General features: G+C 44.6%; 21 protein-coding genes. 9 read left to right on the top strand and 12 right to left on the bottom strand.

Translation table 11 applies throughout. The features are described 5' to 3' along the window. Nucleotides 1-75: 75 nt before the first annotated feature. Nucleotides 76-2,703 (bottom strand): ATP-binding protein, encoded by a 2,628-nt coding sequence (locus tag ASC49_RS06560; RefSeq protein ID WP_162265199.1) that lies wholly within the window; start codon nucleotides 2,701-2,703, stop codon nucleotides 76-78. A gap of 132 nt (nucleotides 2,704-2,835) precedes the next feature. Further along, nucleotides 2,836-3,348: a molybdopterin-dependent oxidoreductase gene (locus ASC49_RS06555; RefSeq protein ID WP_055462428.1), complete on the bottom strand. Its 513-nt coding sequence runs from the start codon at nucleotides 3,346-3,348 to the stop codon at nucleotides 2,836-2,838. Nucleotides 3,349-3,657: 309 nt separating this feature from the next. On the opposite strand from ASC49_RS06555, the gene aroA reads away from it, so the two are divergent. Continuing rightward, nucleotides 3,658-4,935, top strand: a complete 1,278-nt coding sequence (aroA, locus tag ASC49_RS06550; RefSeq protein ID WP_055462427.1) for a 3-phosphoshikimate 1-carboxyvinyltransferase — start codon at nucleotides 3,658-3,660, stop codon at nucleotides 4,933-4,935. Between the two features lie 136 nt (nucleotides 4,936-5,071). Next, entirely contained in the window at nucleotides 5,072-6,322 is a 1,251-nt protein-coding gene (locus ASC49_RS06545) for a tyrosine-type recombinase/integrase (protein WP_055462426.1), read from the top strand. A 7-nt stretch (nucleotides 6,323-6,329) separates the two neighbouring features. Here ASC49_RS06545 and ASC49_RS06540 read toward each other — a convergent pair whose 3' ends face one another. Genes ASC49_RS06540 through moaC form a run of 4 tightly spaced genes read right to left on the bottom strand, consistent with a single transcriptional unit; the run spans nucleotide 6,330 to nucleotide 7,747 of the window. Beyond that, nucleotides 6,330-6,551, bottom strand: a complete 222-nt coding sequence (locus tag ASC49_RS06540) for a hypothetical protein (protein WP_141656807.1) — start codon at nucleotides 6,549-6,551, stop codon at nucleotides 6,330-6,332. Nucleotides 6,552-6,571: 20 nt separating this feature from the next. Next, nucleotides 6,572-7,015, bottom strand: coding sequence for a molybdopterin synthase catalytic subunit MoaE (moaE, locus tag ASC49_RS06535; protein ID WP_055462424.1), 444 nt, complete (start codon nucleotides 7,013-7,015; stop codon nucleotides 6,572-6,574). A gap of 2 nt (nucleotides 7,016-7,017) precedes the next feature. Continuing rightward, complete coding sequence (locus tag ASC49_RS06530; RefSeq protein ID WP_055462423.1) at nucleotides 7,018-7,272, bottom strand: MoaD/ThiS family protein; 255 nt, start codon at nucleotides 7,270-7,272, stop codon at nucleotides 7,018-7,020. Continuing rightward, on the bottom strand, nucleotides 7,265-7,747 hold the full coding sequence (gene moaC / locus ASC49_RS06525; protein ID WP_055462422.1) for a cyclic pyranopterin monophosphate synthase MoaC: 483 nt from the start codon (nucleotides 7,745-7,747) through the stop codon (nucleotides 7,265-7,267). Before moaC ends, ASC49_RS06530 begins: the two co-directional genes overlap by 8 nt. Nucleotides 7,748-7,890: 143 nt before the next feature. Here moaC and ASC49_RS06520 point away from each other — a divergent pair, with 143 nt between their 5' ends. Continuing rightward, nucleotides 7,891-9,186 (top strand): J domain-containing protein, encoded by a 1,296-nt coding sequence (locus tag ASC49_RS06520; protein WP_055462421.1) that lies wholly within the window; start codon nucleotides 7,891-7,893, stop codon nucleotides 9,184-9,186. Between the two features lie 28 nt (nucleotides 9,187-9,214). Next, nucleotides 9,215-9,985, top strand: coding sequence for a tRNA (cytosine(32)/uridine(32)-2'-O)-methyltransferase TrmJ (gene trmJ, locus ASC49_RS06515; protein ID WP_055462420.1), 771 nt, complete (start codon nucleotides 9,215-9,217; stop codon nucleotides 9,983-9,985). Between the two features lie 109 nt (nucleotides 9,986-10,094). Here the strand turns inward: trmJ and ASC49_RS06510 are convergent, their stop codons facing one another. Next, nucleotides 10,095-10,532 carry a tellurite resistance TerB family protein gene (locus tag ASC49_RS06510; RefSeq protein WP_055462419.1) on the bottom strand — a complete coding sequence of 146 codons (438 nt, stop codon included), beginning with the start codon at nucleotides 10,530-10,532 and terminating at the stop codon, nucleotides 10,095-10,097. 2 nt (nucleotides 10,533-10,534) lie between these two features. Next, a complete protein-coding gene (locus ASC49_RS06505) occupies nucleotides 10,535-10,951 on the bottom strand; it encodes a DUF6942 family protein (protein ID WP_055462418.1) in 417 nt (138 codons plus the stop codon). Between the two features lie 144 nt (nucleotides 10,952-11,095). Here ASC49_RS06505 and ASC49_RS06500 point away from each other — a divergent pair, with 144 nt between their 5' ends. The 5 genes from ASC49_RS06500 to ASC49_RS06480 all read left to right on the top strand — a co-directional run bounded on the left by ASC49_RS06500 (nucleotide 11,096) and on the right by ASC49_RS06480 (nucleotide 15,061). Next, nucleotides 11,096-11,494, top strand: coding sequence for a YeeE/YedE family protein (locus ASC49_RS06500; RefSeq protein WP_055462417.1), 399 nt, complete (start codon nucleotides 11,096-11,098; stop codon nucleotides 11,492-11,494). A gap of 9 nt (nucleotides 11,495-11,503) precedes the next feature. Continuing rightward, complete coding sequence (locus tag ASC49_RS06495) at nucleotides 11,504-11,923, top strand: DUF6691 family protein (RefSeq protein WP_055462416.1); 420 nt, start codon at nucleotides 11,504-11,506, stop codon at nucleotides 11,921-11,923. 255 nt (nucleotides 11,924-12,178) lie between these two features. Beyond that, nucleotides 12,179-13,345: a type III PLP-dependent enzyme gene (locus ASC49_RS06490; protein ID WP_055462415.1), complete on the top strand. Its 1,167-nt coding sequence runs from the start codon at nucleotides 12,179-12,181 to the stop codon at nucleotides 13,343-13,345. Between the two features lie 232 nt (nucleotides 13,346-13,577). Continuing rightward, entirely contained in the window at nucleotides 13,578-14,414 is an 837-nt protein-coding gene (locus tag ASC49_RS06485; protein WP_055462414.1) for an MOSC domain-containing protein, read from the top strand. A 140-nt stretch (nucleotides 14,415-14,554) separates the two neighbouring features. Further along, entirely contained in the window at nucleotides 14,555-15,061 is a 507-nt protein-coding gene (locus ASC49_RS06480; protein WP_055462413.1) for a Crp/Fnr family transcriptional regulator, read from the top strand. Here ASC49_RS06480 and ASC49_RS06475 read toward each other — a convergent pair whose 3' ends face one another. From ASC49_RS06475 to metH, 4 genes are all read right to left on the bottom strand, one after another. Then, the gene (locus ASC49_RS06475; RefSeq protein ID WP_055462412.1) at nucleotides 15,062-15,415 is read right to left on the bottom strand and encodes a RidA family protein; all 354 of its coding nucleotides are present in this window, start codon (nucleotides 15,413-15,415) and stop codon (nucleotides 15,062-15,064) included. Nucleotides 15,416-15,555: 140 nt separating this feature from the next. Then, on the bottom strand, nucleotides 15,556-16,164 hold the full coding sequence (gene cobO, locus ASC49_RS06470; RefSeq protein ID WP_055462411.1) for a cob(I)yrinic acid a,c-diamide adenosyltransferase: 609 nt from the start codon (nucleotides 16,162-16,164) through the stop codon (nucleotides 15,556-15,558). Between the two features lie 3 nt (nucleotides 16,165-16,167). Continuing rightward, nucleotides 16,168-16,623, bottom strand: a complete 456-nt coding sequence (locus ASC49_RS06465; RefSeq protein WP_055462410.1) for an SRPBCC family protein — start codon at nucleotides 16,621-16,623, stop codon at nucleotides 16,168-16,170. Further along, nucleotides 16,610-20,338 carry a methionine synthase gene (gene metH / locus ASC49_RS06460; RefSeq protein WP_055462409.1) on the bottom strand — a complete coding sequence of 1,243 codons (3,729 nt, stop codon included), beginning with the start codon at nucleotides 20,336-20,338 and terminating at the stop codon, nucleotides 16,610-16,612. The genes ASC49_RS06465 and metH overlap by 14 nt, the downstream gene beginning before the upstream one ends. Between the last annotated feature and the right edge of the window lie 131 nt (nucleotides 20,339-20,469).

Genomic DNA, 20,469 nt, shown 5'->3' with positions numbered 1-20,469 from the left:
CACTACATGGTTAATTATTAGGGGCTAATGAACATCTAGCTCTTTTTACCATTTATCCCTTACCGCACGAATCTATCAAAGCTTTTGTTTCAGTTGCTGCAGTAGCTCGATAGCAAGATCGTAATCGTAGTTATTAATTTTATCTCTCACTTGGTTCAGGTCTTTGGAGTGTTCAGCGGAGGCCAGACTAATCAGGTGCTCTAAGGGGGCACTCACATCCGCAATACCCATTGCAAGATTTTCAATCAATTGATTAATCATTTGAATGAATTCATCAGCGTCATAAGATGTAAAATTATCAGTCGTTGGTGCAGGTTCACTAACAGAATTGGCAGCTAAAAATGCTTTAATCTGAGATATAAGTTCATCTGCAGCTTCGGTCACCTTCACAATTTGAACTGTATGCTCTTTATCACCGCTGTTGCCGCCCTCTGCTAGATCGCGTTCCAACTGTGCTACTTCGGCAGCAAATCTCTCCCCCCCAATGTTGGCAGCAGCACCTTTGATGCTGTGCAGCTCATAGGATGTAATCGGAAAGTTATTGCTACGCTGACTGCTGTAAGGCGTCAAAAGCTTCAAAAACCTTTCAAGCATATCTTGGTAGCGCTGCGCATTACCACCAATACGGTATAACCCCATATCAGGAGCAAATATTCGCTTGGATTGAATTTCACCACTGATTACTTGATCTGCGGAGTGGCCCACTAACCACTCTTCTAATTTGTTTAATAAAAGTAGCGGATCTAGCGGTTTGGTTAAAAAGTCACTCATTCCAGCATTCATGGCAAATTCGCGATCGGAATCAAGAGCACCGGCCGTTAACGCTAGAATGGGTGGGTGCTCTTCGCCTAAACGATGAATAATTGCCTCTGTTGCCTGATACCCATCCATGATTGGCATTTGCACATCCATAAGAATCAGATCAAAAGCCTCATCGCTTGCAGCCGTCACAGCCTCCTGACCGTTATTCGCAACAACTACCACCACACCAAGTTTTTCAAGTAAAGCGCAAGCAATTTCAGCATTAACTGGATTGTCCTCAGCGAGCAAGACTCTACGCCCTAGTAAGCTGTCGCATTCATGAAAGCGGTTAAGTGAATGGGATACACTTTCATCTGGCACATGGCTTACTGTCATGTAGCTATTCAGTTTTGCTCTGGTCAACAAACATAGTTTGCGCCAAGCAAACATGCTTTCATGAGAGAGTTGACGACCAAAAATAAGAACCTGTCCTGCGAAATTGTTATGTAGTTGCTGTTCTACGACTTGTTGTAAAACAGAGTAATATTGATCGCTGATAATCAAATACTGATCATTGTGGGTAACTTGATCTTCGGTCACCAGCGTATGCGGAATATTTAGATTAGCCAGTTGGCGCATCATCGCATTGTCGCTTAGTAATACACAAAGCTCTAGATAGCAGCCATTAGGTTGAGTGCTATTTGGAACAGTTTGCAACGGAAGTTGTACCCAAAAAGTGGAGCCCTTACCAACCTCACTTTCAAATCGAATGCTACCTTGCATTAATTCAACAAGACGTTTTGAAATTCCTAATCCTAATCCCGTACCGCCATACAGTCGTGTGGTACTGGTATCAGCCTGGCTAAACCCTTCAAAAATATCGCTATCTGAAGAAATGCCAATTCCTGTATCGCGAAAACGAAATATCAAAGCATCATGCTTTAGGGAAACGTGCAACTCAACTTCCCCTTGGAGAGTAAACTTGACGGCGTTACCCAGTATGTTGACAAGCACTTGCTTAACCCGTGTTTCATCACCCATTAAGGTGTCGGGGATGTTAAAATCACGTACTACGGTAAAGCGTAGGCCTTTGTCTTCTGCAGCATTACGACAAATCTGATAGGCGTATTCTAAGACGTCATCTAACTTATATGGGGCAGACTCAAGATTAAGCTTACCTGCTTCGACTTTAGAAAAATCAAGAATGTCATTAATAATCAACAACAGGTTGTTGGCAGAACTTTGAATCTTGTTAATGTAATTACGCTGTTTTGGCTGCAATTCCGAATCAAGAACCAAGTGTGACATGCCTAAGATGGCATTCATTGGCGTTCGAATCTCATGACTCATAGTGGCCAAGAAGTCCGATTTGGCACGTGTAGCGGCTTGCGCTATTTCTGCAGTACGCTGTAATTCGTTCGCTAACTGCCTAGTTTTCTTGTAAGAACGTATGCTTATCACCACTTGTCGGAACAACATACCTATAATGATGAGCATGATGAACGTTAGAGCACTGACTAACAGCCCCAAATAATGATACAAGGACTCCATTTGTTTACGTTGACTGACTTTATCACCAGAACGACGTTCTAGAGCGTTAAACACCACTGATTCGGTAATTTGCAACAGTGACTCAACGTGCTCAGATATTTTTTGCTTATCAATTTGGTTTGGATCATCGATAAACAAAAGCCCATCAATGACATCCAAATGCTGACGTATAATACGTCGATTAGTATCAGCATCAGGTAATTGATTGAATAAATCTTTCAGCTGACCAGCAGAAATAATATTGAGGCGACTATACAGAATATCGAAACGCAACTGAGCCTCATCGAGACGATTTAATTGTTGCGACTGAGTCTTTGAATCTACTAGTAAACGAACAGAATTACGAAACTTAAGGGCCTCTCTATCCAGTTGATAAGACGCCCATAAAGCGTCCTCCTCGGCTGCGGACAACAAGGCTTCCTGCCTTTCTAAAAGCTGTACATAAAGCAAAACAACGGTCACTAGAAAAATGGCCGCTGTCCCGACTAAAACGCCTATGAAGCGTCCGTACTTAAATTTAAAAACTGACCGCATTAACTAGTCTCAATTGACGGTAATCGATTTGACCTGCCATACCGAGCGATTGTGGATCATTTCGTTATTAAGAGCAGGATTCTTGGCAAAAGGATATAAAACAAAAATTGGTCCCTTATCACGGACAGACATTGGCTTACCATTCATATCCATCGCCAGCATGATGTTGTGATCGTAAGCATCTTGTGCTGGCACATTAGCGCTGTAATCGTTTAGGGCTGTTACTGACAATATGCTGTCTTTAGACGCACCCACAGCGTTGAGCAGAGCCGCTAACCTTGGACCGGTAAAGGTATTTATGCCTTCCGTCCACGGAGTTTCTGTTGTTAGCTGATCAGCACCAAGCGCTAATAGCATTTCGCGGTCAAATTGAGCACCTTGTTCACTGTTTGTTTCAGTAATATTCCCTGACACAGTCAAAATGACTCGTCCAGTTGGTGCCTCGAGAGCAAAGGCTGCTTGAGAAAGCAGAGCAGCCCCAATTGTTAATGCACAAATTTTTGCGCTAAAAATGGATTTCATTTCTCTGCTCCTTGTCTTAAGCGATTGAAAATTTGCTAGAAACATGTTTTGGGTTCAACGTTTCACATTTCAAATATTACAAGTAGAAACTTAGATTGGTAAGAGCGTGCTTACCAATCTTTACTCAATACCAACTCATGTAAACGTAATTGAATCAGTGTGTTGTTTAAATATTAAACGGCCCACAAGATCCCTATGTAAAACTGTTGCAGTTCGCTCTGAGTAAACGTATGGTACGCATAAAATGTAAGAAAATAACGAACCTATCTTCCTACTTTTTAGAAAGATAGTGTATTTACGGAAAAGTCGATGAACTCCATAACTCTAGGCCCTCTTCACAGCGCTAACGGCGAGATCCAAATTCCAGGCTCAAAAAGCCTATCTAACCGCATTTTGTTACTTGCTACGCTTGCCCAAGGCACTACAAAAATCACGAACTTATTAGACAGTGATGACATTCGTCACATGTTAAACGCTCTAAAAACAATGGGCGTTAATTATGAACTACAAGACGAAGGCCGTACTTGTATTCTTGAAGGTCTAGGTGGTCCGATTAATGTTGAACAAGCTGACCTTTTCTTAGGTAATGCTGGTACCGCTATGCGCCCACTTGCAGCGGCATTATGTCTTGGCACAGGTGAGTACCATCTGCACGGTGAGCCACGTATGCATGAACGCCCAATTGGCGATCTAGTGGATGCATTGCATGAGCTAGGTGTGGACGTTCAATACCAAGGAAACAAGGACTACCCGCCCTTGCTAATCAAAGCGAATGGCATTCAAGGTGGTGAAGTTTCCATTAAAGGAAATATCTCTAGCCAGTTTCTGACGGCTTTGCTAATGAGTGCCCCCTTAGCAAAGGGAGACTTAGTCATCAAAGTCGATGGCGAATTAGTTTCAAAGCCTTATATCGATATCACCCTGCACGTGATGAAACAGTTTGGTGTCGAAGTCGACAATCAAAATTATCAAGCGTTCGTTATCAAAGGCAATCAAACATACCAGAGCCCTGGTGAAATCATGGTTGAAGGTGATGCATCGTCTGCTTCTTACTTCCTTGCTGCAGCGGCCATTGCAGGCGGAAAAATCAAGGTTCATGGTGTCGGCTCGGAAAGTGTTCAAGGCGACGTCAAATTCGCAGATGTATTGGCAAAAATGGGCGCTCAAATCACTTATGGGCCGACTTGGATTGAAGCGGAACGCGGCGAGCTGAACGGCATCGACATGGACATGAACCATATTCCGGATGCAGCCATGACCATTGCCACAACAGCCCTATTCGCGAAAGGCCCGACTACCATTCGCAACATTTACAACTGGCGCGTAAAAGAAACAGATCGCTTGTATGCCATGGCGACAGAGCTTAAGAAACTGGGTGCTGACGTGATCGAAGGCGAAGATTACATCACGATAACGCCGGTTGAGAACCTACTGCACGCAGCGATCGATACTTACAACGATCACCGTATTGCTATGTGTTTCTCATTGGTCGCGTTTTCAGACACTCCTGTCACCATTAATGACCCGGGTTGCACCTCTAAAACCTTCCCAACTTACTTTGAGTTGTTTGAAAGCATTACTGAGTAATGCTTATCTAACCTTCTAAAAAGCCAGCGGTAGCTGGCTTTTTTCTTTGGGCTCTAAATTACTGTTATACAATCAGTTTTCGGATTCGTGCTAGAATAGCTCTACGAACACACTACACTACGAAGAAAAGATTTGCATGGCTGCCCCACTTCCTCTTATCGACAACCTTGAACACTTACCAAATCCATTCACTCAGTTTCACGGTATTCTTGGGGCGTTGCAAAACGATATCTCGCAGTTAACTAAAGTTGATTACCAGCGAGATTTACAACTCGCCCTATGCTTTATCTACAGCTATAACGGCTCACAAGCGACGTTTAACTCTTATCGCCGAGAAGTTGAGCGCCTACTCTTATGGTCGTGGTTTGTCGTCGAGTCGCCAGCTATGAACTTGCGCCGTGATCAAATCGAAGAATTCATCCATTTTTGCAATGCACCTCCAGAGGACTGGATCGGCACTAAAAACGTTGCTCGCTTTAAAAACAAAATGGGAGAACGGGTGCCTAACGAAGAATGGCGCCCTTTTGTGGCTCATGTTTCCAAGCTTGATTTTCGCAATGGTCAAGTACCTTTGTCGCAGCACTACAATCTTTCTCAAGCGGCGATCCGCGCGACTTTCTCTATCTTGTCTTCTTATTACGGCTTTTTAATGCAGGAAGAAGCGGTACAGCAAAACCCTGTTGCGTTAATTCGCCAGAAAAGTAAGTTTGTTAAGAAAGAAGTGACACGACGCCAAGTACGTCGCATCTCAAACTTACAGTGGGATTATGTCATTGAGACTGCAGAAATGATGGCAGAAGAAGATCCCGCGACTCATGAGCGAACGCTATTTATTATGAATGCTCTGCTGGGCATGTATCTTCGTATATCAGAGCTAGTCGCCGACGAACGCTCTGCGCCTGTCATGGGAGACTTTATTAAAGACTCTGATGGCAATTGGTGGTTTAAAGTGCTTTCCAAAGGCAACAAAGAGCGTTTAGTCAGTGTTTCTGATGAAATGTTAACGGCTCTAGCGCGTTATCGCCGTTTTCGCCAACTGCCAGATTTACCGACCGTGGCTGAGCAGACTGCTCTTATCCCGAAGAATCGTGGTCAAGGCGCGATGACCAGTTCAAGGCAAGTACGAAATATTGTTCAACATTGCTTTGATCAAGCGTATTACCGTATGTGCGACGATGGCCTGAAATCGGATGCCGAGGACTTACGCGTTGCCACGGTCCATTGGTTGCGTCATACCGGTATTTCCGAGGACGTTAAGGTGCGCCCGAAAGAGCATGTTCGAGAAGACGCGGGTCATGCCAGCATGGCGACCACAGATCGTTATATTGATACCGAGTACCGTGAACGCCATGCTAGCGGACGTAAGAAATCGCTTAGACCAAGCTAATAATTCATTAACGCTTATTTAGTCGATCTTTCAGGTGCCATACTAACCAAATAAAGCACCAAAGCAGAATTACCGACAAGCCAACGTAGGCAAACATACGCTGATTAGCATTTTGAATCTCGGGGGCTTGGACCGCCAATAAAAATGCCGTGATGAGAGACAGAGGTCGTAATAGCCATACTGATGGCACACGACCGCGTAGCATTAAAAAACGTAACCAGTTTGGCACAATCATCCTCAATGAGTTTATTACTTCCAACGCTTTAGGCTTTCTTCGTCGCTTGTTTTTGCTTCGACCCATTCTTCTTTCTCTGGGGTAATTTCTTTCTTCCAGAAGGCCGCACGGCTTTTTAGATAGTCCATAATAAAGTCGCAAGCCGCGAAAGCTTCAGCACGGTGAGCTGATGACACGCCGACAAACACGATTTGATCGTTAACAGAAAGCTTGCCAACGCGGTGTACGACTATGACATCTAGCAATGTCCAGCGCCGTTTGGCTTCGGAGACAATCTTTTCAAGATTATGTTCGGTCATGCCCGGGTAGTGCTCAAGCACAAAACTGGATTGCGCTGGATCATCACTAAAATCCCGTACACGCCCCACAAACATCGCCACGGCACCGGTTTTATGGGCTACACACAGCGACTCGTAGAGTTCTTGGACACTAAAGTCCTGCTCTTGCACAGCAATCACGCTTAACCTCCAGTGACCGGTGGGAAGAATGCGACTTCGCGTACTCTTTCGGGATTGATCAGATCGTCATCTCTGGCGAAATCGAAATCAATCGCTGCTTTAATTTTCTCTTCAAGCAGCAATGGTTGCTGCAATTGTTCTGCGAGCAGCTCTTTCAGTTGGCGAACAGTCAGTGCTGCATCGACTGCAAATTCAAGCTCGTCACATTTCATCGTTTCACGAAGGGAAGCAAAAAAGACAATTTTAAGATTAGCCACGATTTGCACTCCATGAACCGCTCTTACCACCGTGTTTTTCAAGTAATGCGGTTTCACAAATAACGATGCCCTTATCCACGGCTTTGCACATATCGTATAACGTTAATGCAGCGACGCTAGCGCCCGTTAATGCTTCCATTTCGACACCGGTTTTACCGCTTAAAGCGCAGGTACAAAGAATTTCAATGTGGCATTCGTCTAGGACATTAATATCCAAAGTGATTTTAGTAAGCATTAATGGGTGACACAGAGGAATTAAGTCTGGCGTCTTTTTCGCTGCTTGAATGCCAGCAATACGGACTGTCGCTAGTACATCCCCTTTTGGTAAGCCGCCCTCAATCACCTTTCTAAGGGTTTCTGGTAGCATTTTCACTACCGAACGAGCGGTGGCCGTGCGTTTAGTGACGTCTTTATCACTAACGTCAACCATGTGTGCGTTGCCGTTAGAATCAAGGTGGGTTAAGGTCTCGCTCATGCCATTTCACTCATTTCAATAGAACTGTCAAAAAACGCCTAGTTTGGCAAAACCTCTGTACAAATCAAGGGTTAAGCGTCCGATAACTTTGTACTGAGACGTTATTAAGGCATAATGCTGTGAAATTGACGTAAGTTGACCCTATGAGCCTAATCGACGATTTTAACCTTCTTGAATTGCCAACCAATGCAACGGAGCAGGAAGCGAAAGCTGCTTACCGTCGTTTAGCTCGTCGCTATCACCCCGATAAAAATCCAGGCCAAGATACCACTGAGCATTTTCAACGTATCCACGATGCGTATCAAAATGTATTGTCAGCCATCAAGCGTAGCCAAGGGCAAGAGTGGAAACCCTACGATTTTACCGAGCGCGCCTCGACTAAAAACACATCTGGCTTTGAACGCTACGAGTTTGAAAGCGACGCAAAGCAACGTGAATATGTGAAAGAGCAGCAACGCGCTTATGAGGATATGAAGCGCAGTAATGCACAAAAAGAGCGCGCCCGCGAAGAAGCACTTCGTAATGCACGCAGCACATTGCATCAACGTCGAATGAATGCCCTATATGAAGAGATGCGAAAAGCGGATGCAAGCACAACCCATTCTGAGCCGGACTTCTCAACATTTGATTATGAAACTCCGGAAGTTAACCCTTCAGCCGCTAAACAAGATAACTTCGCTTTCGACCAAACAGCAAAATCAAGTGGCGCCTCACGTGTTAAGCCTTATCGCTTGGGGGCAGCAAAAGCTGCTTTTATTGCATGTACTTACTTAGCAACGTTTGCCATGGGTATTTACAGTGCTAATTATTGGTCCTCCCTGTCGAATCAAGACAATCCAATTGAAATACAGCCATACATTAGTGGCCTATATCCTCAATATCGCTTGGGTCAGCATTACACTTTAAACGAAACACGATTGTTTACCGAACCCAGTGTGTCATCCAGTATCAAGGCTAAAATTCCGGCCCTACAAGATGTCGATATTTTAAAAGCCGATGGGGATTGGTTAACGCTTCGCTACGGTAATAATACTGGTTGGTCAAAAGCGGAAAATTTTGGCTTTGGTAGTGTTGAGCGAGCTCAAGAAACCGGTTGTATCGGCCAGCCTGGTATAGCACCCGATCACGGTGAGATTATTGGTGGTGCAAACGGCAATAGTCGGCTGCGCATATTAAATCAACTTCCGGACGCAAGCATGCTGACATTCCAATCATTAGATGGACAACCACCCTTCTCGGTGTTTTTGCATGCCAATCAGCCTTTTGCTGCGAACTTTATTCCTAAAGGTAACTACCGATTGGTGTTGGAGACAGGTTCACTGTATCATCACGCCTGTCAGCGTTTTCTCTTCGATGAGCGCCAAAGAGTCGTGTTGGATCAGGTTAATTTTGCCAGCACCGAACAGTCGCTCACACTTAGAAACCTTGTTACGCCGTAATCCGATAACGTAAACGAGTTACTATTTCATGCTCAGCAATATTCGCATTGTACTAATTAACACTTTCCATCCTGGTAATATTGGCGCGATCGCTCGCGCCATGAAGAATATGGGGCTTAGCAACCTGTATTTGGTCGATCCAAACGATTACCCATCAGAAGAAGCAACTAGCCGTGCCGCCGGTGCCGTGGATCTTCTTGAGAACGCTACCATTGTTAAAACGTTGGAAGAAGCGATTGGCGATTGTAGTCTTGTGATCGGTACCAGTGCCCGTCACCGCACATTCCAATTACCCATTATGAATGCACGCGAATGTGCTGAAACGGTCATTCCTGAAGCGAAAGAGCATAATATCGCCATTTTATTTGGTCGTGAAACGATGGGGTTATTGAACGAAGAGATCGCTCAATGTCATCGCCAAGTGTACATCGATGCCAACGACGAATACCCTGTGCTAAACATTTCACAAGCAGTGCAAATCGTAGCCTACGAAATCTGGATGGCCCATCAGAACGAGCTAGTACATGACAAAGTGGTGCCAGAGTACCCACGCAAAAAAGAAATGGATTTGTTCTACGAACACTTGGAAGAAACCTTATACGGCATCAATTTCGTGGTACGCAATCACCCAGGAAAAGTGCTAGATAAGCTGAAACGCTTTTTTAACCGCTCTCGCCCGGAGAAACAGGAATTGGGGATTCTTCGCGGCGTATTGGCTGCCGTAGACCGCGAAGCAGGTCTTAACGAAGGCATGAGCCACGCAGCTAAGAAGGCTAAAGAAGAGCAAGAGTCTCAGTAATCCCTTGCTCAACTTATAGGGGTCAAATCCCTTTAACACAGAATCTTCAATGCATATTCAAATGATTTTGGTGTATAAGGGATCTGACACCTGAGATACTGCAGGTGGTTTATTCCATTTCTTCCTTCGCCGCTAATTTAGCTTGAATAAATTCAGAATGCTGCATAAACAGAAGCTCACTAATTTTTCGAATTCGATGATCTTCGTAAGCATCGAGGCTGCCATCAGCATAGGCAACGCGCCATAGACATTTAAGTAGTTCAAACTTCTGCTCTAGAGATGCCTGTTCGTTAATCACTTTAGTAAATTGATAAGCATCGTGAGCATCACGTATAGAGCTTTTGACCTCGTCAAACAATTGATCCACATCTTCACCAAGATCGCTGACTGCTTTGATGGAAGCTTTGGCGACTTGCTCTTCATCGGGATGAATCTCATTGTCGGCGATAATAACCTCTAATAACAACGCCGCTACAGCTCGCTGGTAGCTGATTGGATCGGATGCGTCTTCACTGAATGAAAATAATTTTTTTAAGGCACTAATCATATTTACTTCCTAATTTCATTTTTCAGCGCATCAATCAGAGCATTGGGAAACTGTCGATAATCAAGGTAAGGGGTCCAAATACGACGATGTTCAATAAAAGCTTGATGCTTACCATCTTCAACTAGTACGGCTCTAGTAGGAATTGGTAGATCTTTAGAAAACGATTTTCCAACAATGAACACCCATTCATCTTCTAAAGTCAATTCCTCAACCGTAAAAATTAAGGTGGCTCTTTGCCAAATAGATTGATCTCTAACTATACGCCAATCTTCATCTTCTTGGCTGCATAACTTTGCAATGATTGTGAGTATTTTGCGCCAATGATTGCCATTTAGATTCACTATTTCATCATAGCTGCATTCACCATAACTTGAGGCACCCTCTGGTAGCTTTGGCGCATTTGGAAGCAAAAATATCATGCAAGCTCTCTACTCATTCGACCCATAAACAAATTTTATAAAGAATACAAAAAAACCTACTTTTAATCCTTAATTTCCGATAGAATTCACACTATATATTAGATTATTCTTATGTAGTTGATTTATACAGAGGACAAAACCTTTATGGAAACCTTTTTATACCCGTTAGCCGGCGGTTTGCTCATTGGCTTAACCACAGCTATTTATTTGCTGTTTACCGGTAAAGTGGTCGGCATTAGCGGCATTTTAGCGCAAGCACTTTTCAGCAAAGATCGTTTTTTGCCACTTTTATTTGTGATCGGTTTAATTGTTGGCGGCAGTGCATACGGTATTCTAGTTGAGCCTTCACAGCCATTTCCTGAAGTTCGCAGCCCTATCTTGCTAATTATTTCAGGTTTATTAGTAGGTTACGGTACTCGTCTTGGCAGTGGCTGTACCAGTGGACATGGTGTATGCGGTATTTCTCGTTTATCGCCGCGCTCATTGATTGCGACAGCAATCTTTATGACAACCGCGATTATCACTGTGTTTATTACTAAATAAGAGGCCATTATGTACGCTTTGATTACTTTCTTAACCGGTCTTTTATTTGGATTAGGGTTAGCCGTTTCCGAAATGACAAACCCTGCGGTGGTGTTAGGTTTCCTCGATATTTTTGGCGACTGGAATCCTTCCCTAATCTTTGTGATGGGCGGTGCAGTGGCCGTAGGGATGATTGGCTACGCGATACGGAATCGTCGCACTAAACCTTGGCTGGCAGATAAATGGTACGTTCCTACTCGACGTGACATTGATAAAAATTTGATTCTTGGTTCCGCTATGTTTGGCATTGGCTGGGGGTTAAGTGGCTACTGCCCAGGCCCTGGCTTAACGGCGCTGACCAACAACCCGGCAGAAGGCGTCTATTTCATTGGTGCATTAATCACGGGATCTGCAATTTTTCACTTCCAAAACCATCGAAATAATAGTTAGAACACTATACAATCAAGGCTCTTCGGGGCCTTTTTTTAAGCCTAAAAAAAAGTAAAAGAAATTTCTTGACGCAATCAAGATTGCGTCTTAAATTTCGCCTCGCGTCGTTGCTGAACATATTCCGCACCGCTTCAACTGCTGCGCTAGTCGCTTAAGGCTTTCACCGCCGGATAAGTAACAGCCATAAGTAGGATGGAGGGAGGTAAAGGCGTATTTTTCGGATTATGTTTTATTGAAGATAAGGAGCAATGCGCCATGTCTATTGACGTTCATTCTTTTTACACCCCAGAACAGTTCAACCGTTTAAAAGCCCTAGCTGACACAAAGGAAACGCCTTTTGTGGTCATCGACACTAAAATGATCGATGAGGCTTACACTGAGTTAACTAAAGGCTTTCCAACAGCGGATGTGTTCTACGCTATTAAAGCCAACCCAGCTCCAGAGATCCTGACACTACTTCGTGACCGCGGTTCCAACTTCGATGTCGCTTCTCGCTACGAGCTAGATAAGTTATTAGCGATTGGTGGCGTTTCACCTGAGCAAGTAAGTTACGGCAACACGATTAAGAAAGCGAAAGACGTTCGTTACTTTTACGAGAAAGGCGTGCGCATGTTCGCTACGGACTCAGAGGCTGACTTGCGCAATATCGCAAAAGCGGCGCCAGGTTCACGCGTTTACGTACGCATTCTTACCGAAGGCACTGTGTCAGCAGACTGGCCTCTTTCTCGCAAATTTGGCTGTCGTCCGGATATGGCGATGGATCTTTTGATCCTTGCGAAAGAATTAGGTCTTGAGCCCTACGGCGTATCTTTCCACGTTGGTTCTCAGCAACGCGACATTGGTGCTTGGGACGCGGCGATTGCCAGCGTTAAAGTTATTTTCGAGCGTCTTAAAACGGAAGACGATATTCATCTTAAGATGATCAACATGGGCGGTGGTTTCCCAGCAAACTACATCAGCCGAACAAATGACCTTGCTACGTACGCAGAGGAAATCACGCGTTTCCTTGAGGAAGACTTTGGCGATGATATGCCACGCATTATCCTTGAGCCTGGTCGCTCTTTGATTTCCAATGCGGGTATTCTAGTAAGTGAAGTAGTGTTGATTTCTCGTAAATCTCACACCGCTCTTAACCGCTGGGTATTTACGGACGTAGGCAAGTTCTCTGGCTTGATTGAAACGCTTGACGAGTCGATCAAGTACCCAATTCACGTTGAGAAAACGGGTGAGCTTGAAGAAGTTATCATTGCTGGACCAACCTGTGACAGTGCTGACATCATGTACGAAAACTACAAGTATGGCTTACCATTGAATCTTGCTATCGGTGACCGTCTATACTGGCTTTCTACTGGCGCTTACACAACCACGTACAGTGCAGTAGAGTTCAATGGCTTCCCTCCATTGGCGTCGTACTACATCTAATACAATTGCCTTGCATTAGGTAACAGACCGGCCCCCTGAGATGTCCCAACATTTCAGGGGGCCGCTTTGTTTTAATCCCTGACAATTTAGGTCATATGGGCGATTAAAGTATTGCCCCCCCCGGATAAAGCTGGGGCTTAGAAGCGATTAAAGCATCGCTTACCCGGGCGGGTTGCATCGCTAAGATAAAGTCTTCACACTTGGTTTTTCTTTCCGTTGATAAGGACTCAATGTGCCGTTAACAGTTTCCGAACTTGCTATTTACCCTCTAAAATCCTGCAAAGCAATTCCTTTGCAACAATCAAACATTACACTGAGCGGTTTAGAATTCGATCGTCGCTATATGATTGTAGATGACCGAGGAATGTTTCTGACGGCGCGCGAGCACCCTACTCTTAGCTTAATTCAAGCCGATATTGATAGCGCCATACTGACTTTAACCCACCCAGATATAAAACTTCCTTTAGTTTTGAATCCGCTCGATTTTAATCGCGAATATTTCAACACTGAGATCTGGGAAGTCCCTGTACTAGCCCAGAGAACCACAACGTTAGCAGATCAATGGCTGAGTGATTTATTAGGCACCAATGCTTCACTTGTCTATTTTGGTGAACAATCTGAGCGATTCACCAGTCGTCGCCCTGAGCTACCTGTCGCCTTTGCTGATGGATATCCCTTCCTTTTAACCACTCAGGCCTCCCTAGATGAGCTTAATCGCAGTGGCCCACAGACAAATGAAATGGCTCGCTTTCGTCCAAACATAGTCATTTCAGGCAATCAGCCGTTTGCGGAAGACACTTGGAAACGCATTCGCATTGGTGAGGTCATATTTGAAAATGTAAAACCCTGCGTGCGCTGTATCTTTACCACTTTAGATCCTCAAACAGCGCAACGAAGCCGTAAGGGAGAGCCCCTTAAAACGTTAGCTAAATTCCGTTTACTTGAGAGAGATGGCGTCACCTTTGGTGTGAATCTAGTGGCTGAAAATATTGGCCAAATAAGATTAGGAGATAAAGTAGAAGTTCTTGAGTATCAAGATTCCTACCCTTATGCCGATAAACGTAAATAATAAGGGGGGATTTACTTAGTTCGTACAATGACGTTAAGCATATAAACTAAATGATTACGGTTTGCTACGAAATCCTTAATAAATCACATGGTTAAAATTCCACTTCAGGCTTAGGCTTAAGTCAAAGGGAGGTGGTTGTTATGAACACAGTTACTACTAAAAACTGCCCTTACGATCTTTGTGCCGATACGTTAAAAAAAGGGTCAATCTTTGGTGCACTCAGTGCCTCGGCAATTGATTATTTAGTTGAACGAGGAAAGTTAACCCACCTTGATGATGGCGAGCTGTTGTTTGAAGATGGTGATAAAGGTGACAGTTTTTACATCATCATCACAGGCGCACTATGCTATTACCAAGACAATGACATGGATACTTCATTTATTCGTAGGGTAACCTTTGGTCAGGCGCTAGGCTATGTAAGCATGATTTCCTTATCACCAAGAAACGGCTACGCGAAAGCACTGGGTGACACGGTTATTTTAGAAGTTGATTACAATGTGTTTGGCGAATTTCATGACCACTTTGCTTTTGACTTCGGCATCTTAATTTTAAATTTATCCAGAGACATGGCTCGAAACATACAAGTTCTCAGTCGAACTCTGGCCAACGCTGGTATCAGCGTCGACCTAAGTAAACCTGAGTATTGATTACTTTTCTGCTGCTACCACAGAAATTTCCACAAGCAATTCTTGACGTGCCAGACGAGCCTCTACGCAGGCTCGAGCTGGTGCACACCCCTCAGGAACCCATGCATCCCATACTGCATTCATTGCAGCAAAATCTTTCATATCGCGAAGGTAGATGGTTGCTGAAAGCATATGTTCGCGACTAGAGCCTGCCTGATCTAGTAAAGCATCGACTTTTGCTAACATAGTCTGCGTTTGCTCCGTGATATCCGTATTAGCATCTGCCGCAACTTGACCGCATAAAAAAACCATACCATTGCTTTTTACAATGCGACTCATACGCTGACCGACTTCTAAACGTTCAATTGCAGGCATATTCACTCTCCAGTAGTTAAAAAAACCATAATACCAATATAAAATCAGTTTTTATGACTTATTTGCTTCAATATTCTAGAATATTGGACCACAAAATTAGATTTACCAGAGATATTCACCCATTCAATTGGGGTGGGTGATTAGAATTCCAAGCCTTTTTGTGCTTTGATACCTCGCTTAAAGGCATGCTTTACATCTTTGATTTCACTGACAGTGTCGGCCAGCTCAATGAGTTCATCACTTGCGCCACGTCCGGTGACCACAAGGTGCTGCATGTCCGGGCGCTCCATCAAGGCTTTCAATACTCTATCAGCTTCTAAGTATTCATAATGAAGCAGGTAAGTTAACTCGTCTAAAACCACAAGATCATAGCTTTCGTCTGCTAGGAGTTGTTCTGCTTTCACCCAAGTCTCTTTCGAGCTCTGGATGTCTTGCTCACGGTTTTGGCTTTCCCAAGTGAAACCTGTTTCCATAATATGCCAAGTCACATTAGGCTGCGCTTTAAAGAAGTCTATTTCACCAGTGTTCCACTCACCTTTTAGAAACTGCACCACACCTACTTTCATATTGTGGCCTAACGCACGGGCAACCATACCTAGAGCAGAGCTCGATTTCCCTTTGCCATTTCCCGTTAGAAGAACAAAGGTACCCTTTTCTTCTTGAGCTTTGGCAATTCGTCTATCTACATGCTGCTTGATCTTCTTCATGCGTTCTGCATGCTTCTCCGGATCGTGAATTGCTTTTGCCATAACCTATAACCTCTCAGACTGAAGCTTTAAACTTTCCAACCATAAATTAAATATATTATTTACGATTAATTTCTTTTCTGTCCACACACGCGTAACAAATGGACCAATCAAAACATATTGCATTTCCACTCTACATTGGAGGCTGCCTTGCTCAACAAAGCGCACGCATATTTGTCCAGAATGCTTAAACAATAAATGCCGAAATGAATGTTCCAATACGAGACATTGGGCAGGACTGGATTCCAAAATTTCAAATTTCATTACCACCGGCCCACGCAGTGCTTGAAATTTCATGGTAAGAATCGAGCCCGTATGAAAGCCAAGTGTCGCGTCAAAAGATTGTAGTGCGTGATTCCAGTTGGCTTGCGCTGGCTGTATGAAAAGATCCCAAGCCGCTTGGCTTGGGATCTTTAGTTGAGTGCCTACATTAAGGCTAAAAGGCGAATTAGATTCGGTCATCCTCTGGATCGTATCCTAGGTTCGGCGCCAACCAACGCTCGGCATCATCTTTAGTCATGCCTTTACGCTCAGCATAACTATCCACTTGGTCTGGACCAATTTTACCAACACCAAAGTAGTTGCTCTCAGCATTACCAAAATACCAGCCGCTTACGGCAGCAGTCGGTAGCATGGCGTAGCTTTCCGTTAGCTGCATGCCTGTATTGTTGGTCACATCTAACAATTCCCACAACTTGTCTTTCTCAGTGTGATCAGGACATGCTGGGTAACCAGGTGCAGGACGAATGCCTTTGTAGCGCTCTTTAATTAGCTCTTCGTTGGTTAGCGATTCATCCGGCGCGTAACCCCAAAGCTCTTTACGCACTTTCTCGTGTAGGTATTCCGCGGTGGCTTCCGCCAGACGGTCTGCCACGGCTTTAATCATGATTGAGTTGTAGTCATCATGATCAGCCTCGAAGCGTGCAACGATGGCATCAATACCAAAACCTGCCGCACATGCAAAGGCACCAATGTAGTCATTACCCTGCTCTTTGGTTGCGACAAAGTCAGATAGACACTGGTTGTATTTACCCGGTGCATTCAGCTCGTTTTGATTACGTAGGAAATTCAGCGTCATGACTTCTTCTGTACGTGATTCATCTGTGTAGATCACCACATCGTCATGGTTCATTTGGTTCGCTGGGAACAAGCCTACAACCGCTTTAGCATCCAGCCAGCTCTCTTCGATAACCGTTGCAAGCATTGCTTTAGCATCCGCAAATAGACGGGTAGCTTCTTCACCAACCACTTCATCGGTCAAGATACGAGGATAAGCACCGGCTAACTCCCATGTTTGGAAGAATGGCGTCCAATCGATGTAATTTTGCACTTCGTTGAAGTCAATGTCTGCCGCATCAAAGACTGTAATACCAAGTTTCTCAGGCGTTTTGATTCCAGAGAAGTCTACAGGCGTTTTATTCAAACGGGCTTTCTCTAGCGATACACGACGACCTGCTTTGGCACGATCTTTAAAGCGCTCACGTGTTTTTTCGTAGTCTTCTTGCACTTCGGCGATAAATTTCGCACGACGCTCCGCATCCTTAGTTAGCAGGTTGCTGGCGACGCTAACACTGCGCGATGCGTTGGTTACGTGTACTACTTGGTTGTTTTTGTAGTTCTGCTCGATCTTAACCGCTGTGTGTGCTTTCGACGTAGTCGCACCACCAATCATCACTGGAATGTGAAAATTCTGGCGTTGCATTTCCTTGGCCACATGTACCATTTCGTCTAGAGATGGCGTGATCAAACCAGACAAACCAATAATGTCTGCATTTTCTTCTTTCGCGGTGCGCAGGATTTTCTCCGATGGCACCATGACACCCAAGTCGATGACCTCAAAGTTATTACATTGAAGTACCACACCTACAATATTTTTACCGATATCGTGTACGTCGCCTTTAACCGTCGCCATAATAACTTTGCCAGCGCTGGACGAAGCAGTCGATTTGTTACGAAGCTTTTCTTCTTCGATAAATGGCATTAGGTATGCTACCGCTTTTTTCATAACACGGGCGGATTTTACCACTTGAGGGAGGAACATTTTACCGGAACCAAACAGATCCCCGACCACACTCATGCCGTCCATCAGTGGACCTTCGATTACTTCCAGCGGACGGTCGAATTGCTGACGTGCCTCTTCTGTATCTTCGTCGATAAATTCCGTAATACCCTTTACTAAAGCATGGGTCAGACGCTCACCTACAGGAAGGCTGCGCCATTCTTGCGTTTCTTTCTCCGCGGCCTCGCCAGTACCAACGAAGTCACCAGCGATTGCAAGCAGATTATCGGTTGCCTCTGGCGTTCGGTTCAGTACGGCATCTTCAACTGCATCACGCAGACGCTTTGGAATGTCTTCGTAAACCGCCAATTGGCCCGCGTTTACGATACCCATAGTCATGCCATTTTTAATCGCGTGGTATAGGAATACCGCGTGAATCGCTTCACGCACTGGGTTATTACCTCGGAACGAGAAGGAAACGTTCGACACACCACCAGATACTTTTGCGTAAGGCAACTCACGTTTGATATCACCGGTTGCTTCGATGAAGTCCAACGCATAACGGTTGTGCTCTTCGATACCGGTAGCAATGGCAAAGATGTTCGGGTCAAAGATGATATCTTCTGGTGGGAAGCCTACTTTGTTAACCAAAACATCGTAAGAACGACGACAAATCTCAATCTTACGTTCACGAGTATCCGCTTGACCGACTTCATCAAAGGCCATGACGATGACGGCCGCACCGTATTTCATTAGCAGTTTAGCTTGTTCGATGAACTTCTCTTCGCCTTCTTTCAAGCTGATCGAGTTCACCACCCCCTTACCTTGGATGTTTTTAAGACCTGTCTCTAGGATTTCCCATTTAGACGAGTCCAGCATGATTGGCACGCGAGAGATATCTGGCTCAGAGGCAATCAGTTTCAAGAAGCGCTCCATAGCGGCTTCCGAGTCCAACATACCCTCGTCCATATTGATATCGATGATTTGGGCACCGTTCTCAACCTGTTGACGAGCCACATCAAGCGCCGTGTCAAAATCACCCTCTTTGATTAGACGCTTGAACATCGCTGAACCGGTAACGTTGGTACGTTCCCCCACGTTCACGAATAGGCTTTCATCACTGATGTTGAATGGCTCAAGACCCGATAGACGACATTCTTTTGGAATCTCTGGGATCACGCGAGGTGCGGCCTCAAGGAAAGCATCTGCAAACGCTTTGATGTGGCTTGGCTCAGTACCACAACAGCCACCAATGATGTTCAAAAAGCCCGCATCGACCCAAGTTTGGATCTCTTCCAGCATTTCTTCTGGGGATTCGTCGTATTCACCAAAAGCGTTTGGTAGACCTGCGTTAGGGTGTGCCGATACGTGCGTATCAGCAATGTTTGATAGCTCTTCGATATACTGACGAAGATCTTTTGGGCCAAGGGCACAGTTCAAGCCCACAGAAATTGGGCGCGCGTGAGCAATCGAGTTCCAGAAGGCTTCGGTAGTTTGACCTGACAGCGTACGGCCAGATGCATCGGTAATGGTACCGGAAATCATGATTGGGTAACGCACACCATGATCGTCAAAGTACTGTAGCGCAGCAAAGATTGCGGCTTTCGCGTTCAGCGTATCGAAAATGGTTTCAATCAAAAGTAGATCAGCACCACCTTTGATAAGACCATCAATGGAAACCGTGTAGGCTTCTACTAATTGATCAAACGAAACGTTACGAAATCCAGGATCGTTTACATCAGGAGAAATCGTACAAGTACGGCTGGTCGGTCCAACAGCACCTGCCACAAATCGAGGTTTACTTGGGTTCTGTGCGGTAAATTCATCTGCCGCTTCACGGGCAAGTTTTGCTGACTCGAAGTTAATCTCATAGCTCAAAGACTCCATATGGTAGTCGAGCATCGAAATAGAGTTAGCATTGAAGGTGTTGGTCTCAATAATGTCTGAGCCAGCTTCTAGGTACGCCGAGTGAATGGCTTTGATGATTTTTGGCTGAGTCAGTGACAGAAGGTCGTTGTTGCCCTTTAGTTCGCTATGCCAGTCGCTAAAGCGCTCACCACGATAATCCTGCTCTTCCAATTTATAACTCTGGATCATGGTACCCATACCACCATCCAGAATTAGGATATTATCCTTTAAACGACTTTCGATAACGTCATACGAACCAGACTTGACCACTGTCACTACCTCTAAAATTTAATGCGAGGCTACTATAGCAAACCAGCTATGTAAGTAGTTGAATTTTAGTAATAGCAAAGTGAATGAATGTGTATCGCTGACGTTATCAAGCAGATCCAATGCTTATATAC

Source organism: Marinomonas fungiae (assembly GCF_001418205.1).
Lineage (GTDB): Bacteria > Pseudomonadota > Gammaproteobacteria > Pseudomonadales > Marinomonadaceae > Marinomonas > Marinomonas fungiae.
The sequence above is the reverse complement of the archived record's forward strand: the minus strand, read 5'-3'. Positions and strand labels throughout refer to the sequence as shown.